Origin of the sequence: Streptomyces sp. 8N114 (assembly GCF_052245835.1) — a bacterium.
GTDB lineage: Bacteria > Actinomycetota > Actinomycetes > Streptomycetales > Streptomycetaceae > Streptomyces.
On record NZ_JBQQBT010000008.1, the window covers coordinates 188,198 to 201,184 of the forward strand.

Below are 12,987 nucleotides of genomic sequence, written 5' to 3' on the forward strand. Positions count from 1 at the left end.
ACAGATGACGACGCACCCCGAAGAAGCCCAGCAGGACCGCTCCAGCCTCTCCACAGCGGCCGCGCGCAAGCTCACCACCACGACCAAGACGCCGCCGCAGATGCAGGGGATCTCCCCTCGCTGGCTGCTGCGAGTGCTGCCCTGGACCGAGACCACCGGCGGTACCTACCGCGTCAACCGGCGGCTCACCCACACCCTGGGCGACGGCAGGATCGAGTTCGTCTCCACCGGCGCCGACGTCAGCGTCATCCCGGCCGAGCTGCGGGAGATCCCCCTGCTGCGCGGTCTGGAGGACGAGTCGGCACTGCGCGCCCTGGCCGACGGGTTCACCCAGCGTGAGTACGCGCCCGGCGACGCACTGGCCACCCGCGGCGAACCGGCCGACGAGCTGCTGCTGATCGCGCACGGCCGGGTCGTCAAGCAGGCGGCGGGACAGTACGACGAGGAAATCGAACTCGGCGTCATCGCGGACGGCGACCACGCCGGTGACCAGATCCTCACCCCGGAGCCCGGCAGGTGGGAGTACACCCTGCGGGCCACCACACGCTGCACCGTTCTCGCGCTGCCGCGCAGCACGTTCCGGCAGACCGCGGACGCCTCCCCGCCGCTGCGCGACCACCTCGACGCGGTGCTCTCCCGCTCCGTCCCCGCGCAGAACCGGCGCGGCGAGGCCGATATCGCGCTGGCCTCCGGACACATCGGCGAGCAGCTGCTGCCGGGCACCTTCGTCGACTACGAACTGAGCCCGCGCGAGTACGAACTGGCCGTCGCACAGACCGTGCTCAGGGTGCACAGCCGGGTCGCGGACATCTACAACGACCCGATGAACCAGGTGCAGGAGCAGCTGCGGCTCACCATCGAAGCGCTGCGTGAGCGCCAGGAGAACGAGCTCGTCAACAGTCGCGAGTTCGGGCTGCTGTACAACGCCGATCTCAGCCAGCGCATCCGCGCCCGTTCGGGCCCGCCCACCCCCGAGGACCTGGACGAACTGATCTCACGCCGCCGCAAGACCCGCTATCTGCTGGCGCATCCGCGTGCCATCGCCGCCATCGGCCGCGAGTGCAGCAAGCGCGGCATCTACCCCGAACAGACCCAGGTCGAGGGCAGCAGGGCCGTCGCCTGGCGCGGCATCCCGCTGCTGCCCTGCGACAAGATCCCGGTACGCGCGGACGGCACCACCTCGGTGCTGGCCATGCGCACCGGGGCGGAGGACCAGGGCGTCATCGGGCTGCACCAGACGGGAATCCCCGACGAGATCCAGCCCAGTCTCAACGTCCGCTTCATGGGCATCGACGACCGGGCCCTGATCTCGTACCTCGTCAGCGTCTACTTCTCGGCCGCCGTGCTGGTGCCCGACGCGCTCGGCATCCTGGAGGACGTCGAGGTCTGACCCAGGACGGTCCGGCCCATCGAAGCAGGGGCCGGACTCCTGGAGTCACCGGAGGTCACCGGCCGGGCCAGCGCCAGTCGGTGACTTCCGGCATGTCGGTGCCGTGCTCGACCACGTACGCCCGGTGCCGCCGCCGCAGGTCGGCCGCACGCTGCCGGACGCTCGCCGCTCGGGCGCCGAGCCCCTTCGTCCGGTCGATCACGTCCATCACCAGGTGGTAGCGGTCCATGCCGTTGCGCACCACCATGTCGAACGGCGTCGTCGTCGAGCCGGACTCGCGGTAGCCGCGTACCGCCAGCTGCTGGTGCACCGCCCGGGAGTAGGTCAGCCGGTGCACCAGCCACGGATAGCCGTGGTACGCGAAGATCACCGGCCGGTCCTTGGTGAAGACGGTGTCGAACTCCGCGTCGCTCAGCCCGTGCGGGTGCTCGGTGGGGCTCATCAGCCGCGCCATGTCCACCACGTTGACCACCCGAACCGCCAGCTGGGGCAGCCACTCGCGCAGCAGCGAGGCGGCGGCCAGCGTCTCGTGGGTGGGCACGTCCCCCGCGCAGGCGAGCACCACGTCGGGCCCGGTGTCGCCGCGCTCGGTACCGGCCCACTCCCACACCCCCAGGCCGCGCGCACAGTGCGCCCGTGCCTGGTCGAGATCCAGCCAGTCGAAGCAGGGGTGCTTGCCCGCCACCACCACGTTCACCGTGTCCCGGGTCCGCAGCGCGTGATCGGCCACGCACAGCAGGGTGTTGGTGTCCGGCGGCAGATAGACCCGCACCACGTCCGGGCTCTTGCTCAGGACATGGTCGATGAAGCCGGGGTCCTGGTGCGAGAAGCCGTTGTGGTCCTGGCGCCAGGCGTGCGAGGTGAGCAGATAGTTGAGCGCGGCGACGGGCCGCCGCCACGACACCTCCCGGGCGCTGTGCACCCACTTCACATGCTGCGCCGCCATGCTCGCGACCAGGTTGGCGAACGCCTCGTAGGAAGCGAACAGCCCGTTCCTTCCGGTCAGTACGTACCCCTCCAGCCAGCCCTGGCACAGGTGCTCGGAGAGCACCTCGAGCACCCGGCCGTGCCGGCCCAGGTGCGTGTCCGTACGCAGCAGTTCGGCCTGCCAGCCGCGGTCCGAGGCGCCGTAGACGGCGGCAAGGTGGTTGGAGTCCGTCTCGTCCGGGCCGAACAGCCGGAAGTCGCGGCACTCCTCGGTGGCCGCCAGCAGCCCCTTCAGCAGCTCACCGAGCACCCGTGTCGGCTCGTGCGCCCCGGCACCGGGCCGCTCCACCGGCACCGCGTACGACTCCAGCGGGGGCAGCGGCAGCTCACGCAGCAGCCGACCGCCGTTCGCCTCCGGGACGGAACCCAGCCGCAGGTCACCCTCGGGCACACACGCCAGCACCTCGGGCCGCGGCCTGCCGTCCTGGTCGAACAGCTCCTCGGGACCGTACGAGCGCAGCCACCGCTCCAGTTGCCGCAGCCGGTCCGGATCGTCCCGTACTCCCGGCAGGGGTAGCTGGTGGGAGCGCCAGGTGCCCTCCACCGGCTCCCCGTCCAGCTCCCGTGGGCCCGACCAGCCCTTGGGCGTACGCAGCACCACCATCGGCCAGCGCGGCCGCCCACTGTCGGCGTCGCCCAAGCGTGCCGTGCGCTGGATGGTGCCGATCCGGTCCGCTGCCGCGTCGAAGGCTCCGGCCAGCGCACGGTGAGCCTGCAGCGGCGGGGTGTCCTGCTCCGCCGTGACGAAGAGCGGGTCGTAGCCGTAGCCGCGCATCAGCGAGTACAGCTCCTCCTCCGGCAGCCGGGACAGCACCGTCGGGTTCGCGATCTTGTAGCCGTTCAGATGCAGCACCGGCAGCACAGCGCCGTCGTGCAACGGGTCCAGGAACTTGTTCGCGTGCCAGGAGGCGGCCAGCGGACCCGTCTCCGCCTCGCCGTCCCCGACGACCGCACACACCAGCAGGTCCGGATTGTCGAACGCGGCACCGTAGGCATGCGCCAGCGCGTAGCCCAGCTCCCCGCCCTCCTGGATCGACCCCGGAACGCTCGGCGCCGTATGGCTGGGAATACCGCCCGGCTGGGAGAACTCCGCGAAGAGCCGCTCCATGCCGGCCGCGTTCCGCGGCACGTCCGGCCGCAGCTCCTGGTAGCTGCCCTCCAGCCACGTGCCCGACAGCACGGCAGCCGCCCCGTGGCCTGGCCCCCACACGCTCATCGCGCGCTGCCCGCGCTCGCTGATCAGCCGGTTCAGATGGGTGTACACGAGAGTGAGACCGGGACAGGTGCCCCAGTGGCCCAGCAGCCGCAGCTTGATGTGCTCGGGCCGCAGCGGCTCGCGCAGCAGGGGGTTGGCACGCAGATACAGCTGGCAGGCCGAGAGGTAGTTGAGGGCACGCCAGTGTGCGTCCAGCGCCTCGGCCTCGCGGTCGGTGAGGGACTCGTGTTCCGGCATGCCGGATGGGTACCAGGACGGGCCGGTTCCGACACCCGTGATCCCCGGCAAGGTGGCCGGTACCGGGTCAGGTGGGCGAACCGTGGTCAGTGGGGGCGATACCGTGCCGGAGCCGTTGTCTGCCGCCCACGCGCACTGCACGATGACGGGGTGCGCAATCCATGGCTGGCGCTCGAAGCGGGCGCCGACGCGGCCGAGCGGGCCGGGCAGCTGCGCCGCGCTCACGAACGGTTCCTGACCGGCGGGCCCATCGCCGCGCCCGTCCGCGAGGTGGTGGCCGACTCCTGGCGCCGCTGTGCCGGGGCACGGCTGGGCCCCGAGAGCATGGCCGGGGTCGAGATGGACGACGCCGGGCTCGCCCTGCGCCGCGAGACCCACCCCCTCGCCCGCGCGATGCCGCTCTTCCGCGAGCTGCTGGGCACCATCGCCGACGACGGCGCCCACCTGCTGTCCGTCTGCGACGAGCGCGGCACCATGCTGTGGGTGGAGGGCCATCCGCAGGTGCTGCGCCGCGCCGAGCGGATGAACTTCGTCCCCGGCGCCCAGTGGGCCGAGCGCGCCAGCGGCACCAACGCACCCGGTACCGCGCTCGCCGTCGACCACGCCGTCCAGATCTTCGCCGCCGAGCACTACTGCCGCCCCGTACAGTCCTGGACCTGCGCCGCGGCACCCCTCCACGACCCGCGCACCGGGCGCCTCATCGGCGCCGTCGACCTCACCGGCGGCGACCACCTCGCCTCGCCGCACAGCCTCGCCCTCGTCCAGGCCACCGCCCGCGCTGCCGAGGCGCGGCTGGCCGCGCTGGAACCGGCGCCCACCGCGGGCGGCGCACCGGTACCGCCGCACGGCTGCACGCTCGCCGTGCTCGGGCGGGACGAGGCGCTGCTGCACACCCCGGAAACCCGCGCCGCCGGGGGCCCGCTGCGGCTCGGGCGGCGGCACAGCGAGATCCTGCTGCTGCTCGCGGCCCACCCCGACGGGCTGACCGGCGAAGCACTCGCCCGTGAACTGTACGGCGAGCGCGACGTCCACCCTGTCACCCTGCGCGCCGAACTCTCCCGGCTGCGGCACCTGCTGGGTCCTCTGCTGGACTCCCGCCCCTACCGGCTGCGGGACCGCCCGCACACCGACTACGACACGGTCGCCGACGCGCTCGCCGCGGACGAACCCGCCGCCGCTCTCGACGCGTACAGCGGCCCGCTGCTTCCCGGCTCCGAGGCACCGGGTGTCGTACGGCTGCGCAGGCTGCTGGAACAGCGCCTGCGCCGCCGCCTGCTCACCCGCCCCGACGCACGGCTGCTGGAGAGCTGGCTGTGCACGGCAGCGGGGGAGGAGGACCTGGAGGTGTGGGAGACCCTGCACGCCGTACGTCCCACCCCTCAGACGACGGCACGCGTACGCGAACTGCGGGACGCATACGGCCTGTTACCGCCCGACGTTCCGCCCGGCCAGGGAGGCCGGCGCGCAACGTATCCGCAACGTTCCCGGAACTAGCCTCCCGGCAACCTCGCCCGCCGACCGACAGGCGGCGGCCGAGTACGCCGAGTACAGGCGAGGACACCTGTACGCCGAGCACAGGGAGGCACAGCAATGAGCCGCTACGCCGCACCGGGAACCGACGGCGCGCTGATGAGCTACCAGCCGCGCTACGACCACTGGATCGGCGGCAGCTATGTCGCCCCGAAACAGGGCGGATACTTCGAGAACCCCACCCCGGTGACGGGCCGGCCCTTCACGGAGATCGCCCGCGGCACCGCCGAGGACGTCGAGCGTGCCATCGACGCGGCCCACGAGGCAGCACCCGGCTGGGGCCGTACGCCACCCGCCGAGCGCGCCCAGCTCCTCAACCAGATCGCGCAGCGTATGGAGGCGCACCTGGAGGAGCTTGCCGTCGCCGAGAGCTGGGAGAACGGCAAGCCGATCCGCGAGACGCTGGCCGCCGACATCCCGCTGGCCATCGACCACTTCCGTTACTTCGCCGCCGCGATCCGCTCCCAGGAGGGCACGCTCTCCCAACTCGACGAGGACACCGTCGCCTACCACTTCCACGAACCGCTGGGCGTGGTCGCGCAGATCATCCCCTGGAACTTCCCCATCCTGATGGCGGTCTGGAAGCTGGCCCCCGCGCTCGCTGCCGGCAACGCCGTCGTCCTCAAGCCCGCCGAGCAGACCCCGGCCTCCGTCCACTACTGGATGAGCCTGGTGGCCGATCTGCTGCCGCCCGGTGTCGTCAACATCGTCAACGGCTTCGGCGCCGAGGCGGGCAAGCCACTGGCCGGCAGCGCCCGCGTCGCCAAGGTCGCCTTCACCGGGGAGACCACCACGGGGCGGCTGATCATGCAGTACGCCTCGGAGAACCTCAAGCCCGTCACCCTGGAGCTGGGCGGCAAGAGCCCCAACATCTTCTTCGAGGACGTCTCCGCCGACCGCGACGACTTCTACGACAAGGCCCTCGAAGGCTTCACCATGTTCGCCCTCAACCAGGGCGAGGTGTGCACCTGTCCCTCACGTGCGCTCATCCAGCGCGGCCACTACCGCGGCTTCCTGGACGCGGGCATCGAGCGCACCGAGGCCATCGTGCAGGGCCACCCGCTGGACACCGACACCATGGTGGGCGCACAGGCGTCCAACGACCAGCTCGAGAAGATCCTCTCCTACCTCGACATCGGCAGGCAGGAGGGCGCCCGGGTACTCACCGGCGGCACCCGTGCCGAATTGGGCGGCGAACTGGAGGGCGGCTACTACGTCCGGCCCACCATCCTGGAGGGCAGCAACCGGATGCGGGTCTTCCAGGAGGAGATCTTCGGCCCGGTCGTCTCCGTCACCGAGTTCGAGGACTTTGACGACGCCATCGCGATCGCCAACGACACCCTCTACGGGCTCGGCGCCGGAGTGTGGACCAGGGACGGCCCCCGCGCCTACCGCGCAGGCCGCGCCATCCAGGCCGGACGGGTGTGGACGAACTGCTATCACGCCTACCCGGCCCACGCGGCCTTCGGCGGCTACAAGCAGTCGGGCATCGGCCGCGAGAACCACCGGATGATGCTCGACCACTACCAGCAGACCAAGAACCTGCTCGTCAGCTACGCCCCGCAGAAAATGGGACTGTTCTGATGGATCCGGGCGGGACCGAGCGGGTCGCCGTCACCGAGGCGGCCGCTGAGCTGCTGCGCGAGCTGACCGGCAAACACGGACCGCTGATGTTCCACCAGTCCGGCGGCTGCTGCGACGGAAGCAGCCCCATGTGCTACGGACGCGGCGAGTTCCGCACCGGGAGCTCCGACATCCTGCTCGGTGAGCTGGAGATCGACGGGGTGCCGGAGCCGGTGCCGTTCTGGATGTCGGCGAGCCAGTTCAAGTACTGGAGCCACACCCATCTGACCGTCGACGTCGTCCCGGGCAGGGGCAGCGGTTTCTCCCTGGAGGCCCCCGAGGGAGTGCGCTTCCTGATCAGGTCCCGGCTGCTGGAGAGTTGAGAACCGGACACCGCGCCGGTGACACCTCGGGCACCGCCGTCTCCCCAACGGCGGTGCCCGCCGGCATCGTTCGCGGTTCCTACGGCGCCCGGGCTGTTCAGTACCCGCGGCCCGGGTACTGGTGACCGTCGTAGGGGTCCTCGTACTGGGTCGGCATCGGACGGGGCGCCGCCGGGCGGGGCGCCACCGGACGCATGTACTGCGTCGCCTGGTTCTGCACAGGCTGCTGCTGGTACTGCTGCACCTGGACCTGCGGCTGCTGCGGCTGCATGGGCGGCTGCTGCTGCGCCGGGCCCCCCGGCCCCGGGTAGCCGTAGCCGCGCGGCGGTGCCTGCTGCGGAATGTGCGGTGCGGGTGTGTGCTGAAGCGGTACGGGTCCGCCCTGTCCGGCTCCGCCACCGCCGGGCGGCAGTGCGGCGGGCGCCTGGCGCATCGGCTGCTGCCGCATCGGCGCGGGCGCGGCCTGCTGCTGTGCGGGGTGGGGCATCTGGGGCTGGGGCATGGCCGGCCCCGGATAGCCGCCGTAGGACGGCGCGGGGGCGTGCTGCATGGAGGCGGGCTGCTGCATCTGGTGCTGCGGCGCGGCAGGCCCCGAAGGCAGCGCGGGGGGCAGCGCCGCGAGTGCGCTGCCCGTGCCCCCCGTGTCATAGGCCGACGGCACCCGGATGGGAGCGATCTGCGGCGTGCCCCGCTCGGCGACGAGACTGTCGTAGATCGGCGTCTCGGGGTAGGACGGTGCAGCGTAGTAGCCGCCGCTATAAGAGCTGCGGGGGGAGGTCATGCTCATAAGTTAAGCCCAAAATCAGCATCGACACTAGAGAGGTACAGAAGGAACGCACGCCCCACCCGCATCAGCGCAGGCAGGAACCGGTTTTCACCCCATCGGGGACAGCCGCGCCAAGGGCGCGCGCAGGGGAGCCCGAACAGGGCGAATACCCCCCATGCCGATCACGGTGACGGCTGATCAGGCACAGGGACATGGCTTGTTCCCGCCTGTCCCATTTGTGGGCGCGCGGGAGAAGAAGCTGACAGAAGCATAAGCCCCCCGGCAAGGACATAGAACGCCCATGCCCCCACCAGCCGTTCGAGTACTACCGGTCGTGGTGCAGGGGCTTCGGCAGCGGCGGCGCCGTGCAATAGGTTGGGGACGGCACAGGGAACCGAGCCCAGGGGGGAGTGGCCATGACGATGCGCAAGGGGACGAACGTCCCCGTACCCGCCGCGGCGGTGCGGGTCGAGCTCGGCTGGTCGTCCGGTCCGCACGTGCCGGACGTCGACGCCTCGGCGCTGCTGCTCACCGAAGAGGGCAAGGTCCGCTCCGACGGCGACTTCGTCTTCTACAACCAGGCACGGCATGCGTCCTCCGCCGTACGGTACGAGGGGAAGAACCCGATAGGCGCCTCCTGCACCGACGAACTGACCGTCGATCTCGACAGTGTCGAACCGGACATCGCACGCATCGTCATCGCCGCATCCGCGGACGGTGGCAGCTTCGGCCAGGTGCCGGGGCTGTACGTACGGCTGCTCGACGCGAGCGTCGGCGGCGGTCCGGGAGCGGGCCAGGAGATCGCCCGCTTCGACCCGGTCGACGCGGCAGGCGAGACCGCGTATCTCCTCGGCGAGCTCTACCGCCGCCAGGGCGCCTGGAAATTCCGCGCGGTCGGCCAGGGCTACAACAGTGGACTCGCGGGTCTGGCGACCGACTTCGGCATCAGCGTGGACGAGCCGTCGCCAGGCCCTTCGCCCTCCGGCAGCACCCCTTCGGCGCCCGGCACCGCCGTACCGCCGCAGCCGCACACCGTCGGTACCCCGCACGTGCCGGCCCCGCCCGGAGTGCAGGCCCCCCGCGTGCCACCGGCCCCCACCTCTCCTGCCGCGCCCACCGCTCCCGCGGCGCCCGCCCCTGCTGCCGCGCTGTCGCCGCCGGCCGCGCCCGTGCGGTTGAGCAAGGTGACGCTCACCAAGGAGGCGCCCTCGGTCTCGCTCACCAAGCAGGGCGGCACCTCCGGCGGCATGCGGGTCAACCTCAACTGGACCACCCAGGCGCAGCCGCCGAAGGGTCTGGCGGGACGGCTCACCCGTGCCATGGGCGCGCTCACGGGGCCAGACCTGGACCTGTGCGCCCTCTACGAACTCGCCGACGGACGCAAGGGCGTCGTCCAGGCACTCGGCAACTCCTTCGGGGCGCTGGACCGTCCGCCCTATATCCACCTCGACGGTGACGACCGCACCGGCGCCGTCGAGACGGGCGAGAACCTCACCATCAACCTCGACCACGTCGCCGAACTGCGCCGCATCCTCATCTTCGTCACCATCTACGAGGGGGCCCGCAGCTTCGCCGGGCTGCACGCCACCGTCACCCTCAAGCCGCAGCACGGCGCCCCTGTCGACTTCTCCCTCGACGAGTGCACCGTTCCCTCCACGGTGTGTGCCTCGCCCTGATCAGCAACGAGAACGGCGAGTTGATGGTCCGCCGCGAAGCGCGCTATCTCGTGCCCCGGCGCGGCGTCAGCCCGCAGCGCACCGTGGACGAGCAGTACGGCTGGGGCATGCAGTGGACGCCGGGCCGCAAGTGACGGAGGGCCGCACCGGGGAGAAGTGATCCGCGGTCCGCACGTTCAGGAGTAGGTACGGCCCTTCCATGCCGCACCCCGGCCCCGGTAGTGCTGCACCGCCGAGTCGACGGTCATCGCCAGATACAGGACGGCTGTCACCGGCAGCAGGGGCGCCAGCCACAGCGGCTGCCGGTAGTAACGCAGTATCGACACGTACGACAGTGTCATCACCAGCCACGCGGCCCCGCCCACCGGCGAGCCCGCGCACGCCGACACCGGCGGCACCACATACACCAGAACGAGCCCCCCGACGGTGCACACCAGCAGGAGCGGGTTGTTGAGCAGCTGTGCGTAGGCGCTGCGCGAGACCATCCGCCACAGCGGCCCCAGACCCACATACGGGCGCACACTGCTCACCCGGTCCGCGAGCCCCAGCCAGATCCGGCCGCCCGACCGCTTGACCGCACGGCCCAGCGTCACATCGTCGATGACGGCGTCCCGGATGCTGTCCGGCACCCCGGCCCGTACCGCGGCCTCCGTCCGCAGCAGCGCACACCCGCCCGCCGCCGCGGCCGTGCGCGCCCCCGGGTTGTTGACCCAGCGGAACGGATACAGCTGCGCGAAGAAGTACACGAAGGCGGGCACGATCAGCCGCTCCCAGCCCGTCCGCACCCGCAGTCGCGCCATCTGCGAGACCAGGTCGAGCCGCTGGGAGACCGCGCCGCGCACCAGACTGCGCAGCGAGTCGGGCCCGTGCGCGATGTCCGCATCGGTCAGCAGCACGAACTCCGGCTCCTCCGGCCCGGAGCGGGCGTGTGCGATGCCGTGCCGTACGGCCCACAACTTGCCCGTCCAGCCCGGCTCGGGCTCGCCGGGGTTCAGCACGGTCAACGGCGGCCCGTCCGGGGCGTTCCGGGCCAGCTCCCGCGCGAGCGCGCCGGTGCCGTCGCTGGACCCGTCGTCCACCAGCAGGATCCGGGCATGCCCGGGATACTCCTGAGTGAGCAGTGTGGGCAGGGTCAGCGGCAGTACCTCGGCCTCGTCCCGGGCGGGCACGACGACCGCGACGGACGGCCAGGTCACCGGATCCCCGTCCCCGGGCGAGGGCGGCATGCGCACATCGGTCCGCCAGAAGAAGCCCTGCCCCAGCAGCAGCCACGCCCACGCGGCCAGCGAGGCGAGCGGAACGGCAGAGGTCCAGGTGAGCGCGCTCATCGTGCGGCAGTCTGCCGTACGCCGGAAGCCACCGGCACTCCGCCGCGCCCCGGACGGGCCCCACCCTTTCCGCCGCGGCCCCGCTCTCCGCCGCAGCGGCGCCCAGCTTCCACAACGCAGCCCGGCGGCGAGGGGAGCCGCGGAAAGATAAGGAGGGCGCGGGAGGGAGCGCGGGGCGCAGAGAGGTGCGTGCTCTGGCCACGTAGCGGCGACCGGACCCCCTCGCTGCACGTGAAGTACAGTTGCTTCACGTGAAGATCGCGCTGATGGACTCCGGTATCGGCCTGCTGGCCGCAGCCGCGGCAGTACGCCGCGCACGGCCCGACGCCGACCTTGTGCTCTCCTCCGACCCGGACGGTCTGCCCTGGGGGCCGCGCGACAGCGGCGACATCACCCGGCGAGCGCTCCAGGTCGCCCGTGCCGCCGCCGCACACCGGCCGGACGCGCTGATCGTCGCCTGCAACACCGCCTCCGTACACGCGCTGCCCGCCCTCCGCGCCGAGCTGGAGCCTGCCCTGCCGGTCATCGGTACCGTCCCCGCGGTCAAGCCGGCGGCGGCCGCCGCCGTCCGCACCGGCGGCCGCGTCGCCATCTGGGCCACCCCGGCCACCACCGGCAGCCCCTATCAGCGCCGACTCATCGAGGAGTTCGGGAACGGCGCCGACATCACCGGTGTGCCCTGCCACGGGCTCGCCGATGCCATCGAAAGCGGCGACGAGGACCTCATCACGGCCGCCGTCCAGGCAGCCGCGGAACTCACCCCCCATGACGTGGAGACCGTCGTCCTGGGCTGCACCCACTACGAGCTGGTCGGCAACCGCATCCGGGAAGCACTGCGCGGCGACCGGCCGGACGGCCCCGCGCTCCAGGGCTCGGCCGCCGCCGTCTGCGCCCAGGCACTGCGCCGCGCGGGCGCCCAGCCGGACCCCGGCGCGGCGCCCACCGGGAGCCTCACCGTCCTGCACAGCGGCCGGGTGGCCGCCCTCCCGGAAGCCGCACTCGTCTACGCGGAGGGCCGCCTGCTCGCCACCGCGGAGGCCGAGGCGACCGCCGTACGAGGCTGAGCGCCCGCCTCCGTTTCCTGACGCAGCGCGGCTCGTCCTTACGGAGCGTGTCGGATCCGCATCCGGGAGGCCACGGCCTGCTCGGGCTGCCGGTGCGGGGTGCCGGGAGTAATCTGCCGAACATGAGTGACCATCCCTGCGACGGCGCCCCACTCGCCGAGGGTGGCGCCGGATCCCGCGACGAGACCGACCGCACCACCACCCGCCCCGGGCCCCTGGAAGACGTCGTTCTGCCGCCGAGCGCCGATGTGTGGACCGGGCGGGCGACCAGCCGGCTGCAATGGGCGCTCGCCGCCTTCGGCGCCGGCTGCGTGGCGCTCGGCATCGACCTCGCGGTGGACGTGACATGGTCCGGCGGGCTCGTGCCGCTGGTCATGTCCGTCGTCGGCTGCGTCGCGGTCGGCCTGCTCATCCTCTTCGGCACGCTCGCCTTCGTCCACGTCGAGGTGAAGGTCGAGGGGGACACGCTGGAGGTGCGGTGCGGCCATGCCGGTGTGCCGCGTCGCCGTATCCACCTGCGGGACGTGATCGAGGCCGACCATGCGCCCAGCGTCACCCCGCGGCACTGGGGAGGCTGGGGCTACCGCTGGCGGCCCGAGAAGGGCACGGCCGTGGTCATCCGCCGCGGCGAGGGGTTTGTCCTCCGGCTGGGTGACGGGCGGCTGTTCACCGTCACGGTGGACGACGCCGAGGCGGCCGTCCGCCACATCCGCGCCCGCCTGCAAGCGCTGCGGACCTGATCCGGGGCCTCGTACCCCGGTGTCCCGGGGTGGAGCGGGCTCCACCTCAAGACACCAGCACGCTCTCTCCTCCCGTCTCCGCCTGCTGCATAGCGTCCACGTGGCAC

Annotated in this window: 9 protein-coding genes and 1 pseudogene; 7 read left to right on the top strand and 3 right to left on the bottom strand. The window is 72.0% G+C overall.

From position 1 onward, the window contains the following. The first annotated feature begins 4 nt into the window (after positions 1-4). A complete protein-coding gene (locus ACTWQF_RS19460; RefSeq protein ID WP_443280828.1) occupies positions 5-1,390 on the top strand; it encodes a family 2B encapsulin nanocompartment shell protein in 1,386 nt (461 codons plus the stop codon). A gap of 55 nt (positions 1,391-1,445) precedes the next feature. Here ACTWQF_RS19460 and ACTWQF_RS19465 read toward each other — a convergent pair whose 3' ends face one another. Next, complete coding sequence (locus tag ACTWQF_RS19465) at positions 1,446-3,830, bottom strand: phosphoketolase family protein (RefSeq protein WP_443280829.1); 2,385 nt, start codon at positions 3,828-3,830, stop codon at positions 1,446-1,448. A 150-nt stretch (positions 3,831-3,980) separates the two neighbouring features. On the opposite strand from ACTWQF_RS19465, the gene ACTWQF_RS19470 reads away from it, so the two are divergent. From ACTWQF_RS19470 to ACTWQF_RS19480, 3 genes are all read left to right on the top strand, one after another. Next, on the top strand, positions 3,981-5,324 hold the full coding sequence (locus tag ACTWQF_RS19470; RefSeq protein ID WP_443280830.1) for a GAF domain-containing protein: 1,344 nt from the start codon (positions 3,981-3,983) through the stop codon (positions 5,322-5,324). A 96-nt stretch (positions 5,325-5,420) separates the two neighbouring features. Continuing rightward, positions 5,421-6,944, top strand: coding sequence for an acetaldehyde dehydrogenase ExaC (gene exaC, locus ACTWQF_RS19475; protein ID WP_443280831.1), 1,524 nt, complete (start codon positions 5,421-5,423; stop codon positions 6,942-6,944). Next, a complete protein-coding gene (locus tag ACTWQF_RS19480) occupies positions 6,944-7,306 on the top strand; it encodes a DUF779 domain-containing protein (RefSeq protein ID WP_443246883.1) in 363 nt (120 codons plus the stop codon). Before exaC ends, ACTWQF_RS19480 begins: the two co-directional genes overlap by 1 nt. 97 nt (positions 7,307-7,403) lie before the next feature. Here the strand turns inward: ACTWQF_RS19480 and ACTWQF_RS19485 are convergent, their stop codons facing one another. After that, positions 7,404-8,087, bottom strand: coding sequence for a DUF6643 family protein (locus ACTWQF_RS19485; protein ID WP_443280833.1), 684 nt, complete (start codon positions 8,085-8,087; stop codon positions 7,404-7,406). Between the two features lie 401 nt (positions 8,088-8,488). Here ACTWQF_RS19485 and ACTWQF_RS19490 point away from each other — a divergent pair. After that, positions 8,489-9,882, top strand: a pseudogene (locus ACTWQF_RS19490) (TerD family protein). Positions 9,883-9,924: 42 nt separating this feature from the next. On the opposite strand, the gene ACTWQF_RS19495 reads toward ACTWQF_RS19490, so the two are convergent. Next, on the bottom strand, positions 9,925-11,076 hold the full coding sequence (locus ACTWQF_RS19495; RefSeq protein ID WP_443280835.1) for a glycosyltransferase: 1,152 nt from the start codon (positions 11,074-11,076) through the stop codon (positions 9,925-9,927). 251 nt (positions 11,077-11,327) lie between these two features. On the opposite strand from ACTWQF_RS19495, the gene ACTWQF_RS19500 reads away from it, so the two are divergent. Continuing rightward, complete coding sequence (locus ACTWQF_RS19500) at positions 11,328-12,140, top strand: glutamate racemase (RefSeq protein ID WP_443280836.1); 813 nt, start codon at positions 11,328-11,330, stop codon at positions 12,138-12,140. 122 nt (positions 12,141-12,262) lie between these two features. Beyond that, complete coding sequence (locus ACTWQF_RS19505; protein WP_443280837.1) at positions 12,263-12,880, top strand: hypothetical protein; 618 nt, start codon at positions 12,263-12,265, stop codon at positions 12,878-12,880. The last annotated feature ends 107 nt before the right edge of the window (positions 12,881-12,987 follow it).

Coding starts and splice junctions, on each gene's coding strand:
- ACTWQF_RS19460 (WP_443280828.1), top strand. CDS start 5: ATGACGACGCACCCCGAAGAAGCCCAGCAGGACCGCTCCAGCCTCTCC.
- ACTWQF_RS19505 (WP_443280837.1), top strand. CDS start 12,263: ATGAGTGACCATCCCTGCGACGGCGCCCCACTCGCCGAGGGTGGCGCC.
- ACTWQF_RS19465 (WP_443280829.1), bottom strand. CDS start 3,830: ATGCCGGAACACGAGTCCCTCACCGACCGCGAGGCCGAGGCGCTGGAC.
- ACTWQF_RS19480 (WP_443246883.1), top strand. CDS start 6,944: ATGGATCCGGGCGGGACCGAGCGGGTCGCCGTCACCGAGGCGGCCGCT.
- exaC (WP_443280831.1), top strand. CDS start 5,421: ATGAGCCGCTACGCCGCACCGGGAACCGACGGCGCGCTGATGAGCTAC.
- ACTWQF_RS19485 (WP_443280833.1), bottom strand. CDS start 8,087: ATGACCTCCCCCCGCAGCTCTTATAGCGGCGGCTACTACGCTGCACCG.
- ACTWQF_RS19495 (WP_443280835.1), bottom strand. CDS start 11,076: ATGAGCGCGCTCACCTGGACCTCTGCCGTTCCGCTCGCCTCGCTGGCC.